Consider the following 1,553-nt stretch of genomic DNA (forward strand, 5'->3'; position numbering starts at 1 on the left):
GTTATGCCGGGGACTCGTAGGAGACTGCCGGGGTCAACTCGGAGGAAGGTGGGGATGACGTCAAGTCATCATGCCCCTTATGTCCAGGGCTTCACACATGCTACAATGGCCGGTACAAAGGGCTGCGATGCCGTGAGGTGGAGCGAATCCTTTCAAAGCCGGTCTCAGTTCGGATCGGGGTCTGCAACTCGACCCCGTGAAGTCGGAGTCGCTAGTAATCGCAGATCAGCAACGCTGCGGTGAATACGTTCCCGGGCCTTGTACACACCGCCCGTCACGTCATGAAAGTCGGTAACACCCGAAGCCGGTGGCCTAACCCTTGTGGAGGGAGCCGTCGAAGGTGGGATCGGCGATTGGGACGAAGTCGTAACAAGGTAGCCGTACCGGAAGGTGCGGCTGGATCACCTCCTTTCTAAGGAGCACCATTTACATGCCCTGATCCAGGGTTTCCCCCATGCCGGCAACAGTGCCGGGGTTCATGGTTGGGATTGTCGCCGGCGCCTGTAGTGGGCCGCTCCGGCGGGTGCATATGACAACAAACGTTCGGCCGGCTGGAAAGCGTTGGTCGTGAAGAATTGCCAGACACACTGTTGGGTCCTGAGACAACAGGCCCGTTCGCTCCCCTCTCGGTTAGAGGGTGGGGGACGCCCCGGTTGCGGGGTGGGGGTTGTTGTTGCCTCACCGGTTTTGGTGGTGGGGTGTGGTGTTTGATTCGTGGATAGTGGTTGCGAGCATCTAACGCGCGCAGAAATGGTGGCCGGCGGCTTTCGGGTCGTTGGTTTTTCCGTCTGTGTGTTGTTGATGTGCAATTTTGATTCTTGTTTTCAATTGGTTTTTGTGCGTAAGTGTTTAAGGGCGCATGGTGGATGCCTTGGCATCAGAGGCCGATGAAGGACGTAGGAGGCTGCGATAAGCCTCGGGGAGTTGCCAACCGAGCGTTGATCCGAGGATGTCCGAATGGGGAAACCCAGCACGAGTGATGTCGTGTTACCCGCACCTGAATATATAGGGTGTGGGAGGTAACGCGGGGAAGTGAAACATCTCAGTACCCGTAGGAAGAGAAAACAATTGTGATTCCGTGAGTAGTGGCGAGCGAAAGCGGATGAGGCTAAACCGTATGCATGTGATACCGGGTAGGGGTTGTGTGTGCGGGGTTGTGGGACCTATCTTTCCAGTTCTACTCAGCTGGAGGGCAGTAAGAAAATGTCGTGGTTAACGGAAGTGGCTTGGGATGGCCTGCCGTAGAGGGTGAGAGTCCCGTACGTGAAAACCCGATGTCTGCCTTGATGGTGTTCCCGAGTAGCAGCGGGCCCGTGAAATCTGCTGTGAATCTGCCGAGACCACTCGGTAAGCCTAAATACCTTCTGATGACCGATAGCGGATTAGTACCGTGAGGGAATGGTGAAAAGTACCCCGGGAGGGGAGTGAAATAGTACCTGAAACCGTGTGCCTACAATCCGTCAGAGCCCTCCTTTGGTGGGGTGATGGCGTGCCTTTTGAAGAATGAGCCTGCGAGTCAGGGACATGTCGCGAGGTTAACCCGTGGGGGGTAG

2 rRNA genes are annotated in these 1,553 nt (G+C 56.3%); both read left to right on the forward strand.

Features of this window, described 5'->3' with window-relative positions:
* Nucleotides 1-412, forward strand: a 16S ribosomal RNA gene (locus ACJH6J_RS30350); the annotation flags it as partial.
* Between the two features lie 427 nt (nucleotides 413-839).
* Nucleotides 840-1,553 (forward strand): 23S ribosomal RNA (locus ACJH6J_RS30355); the annotation flags it as partial.

This window comes from Mycobacterium sp. SMC-18 (genome assembly GCF_045310895.1).
Lineage (GTDB): Bacteria > Actinomycetota > Actinomycetes > Mycobacteriales > Mycobacteriaceae > Mycobacterium.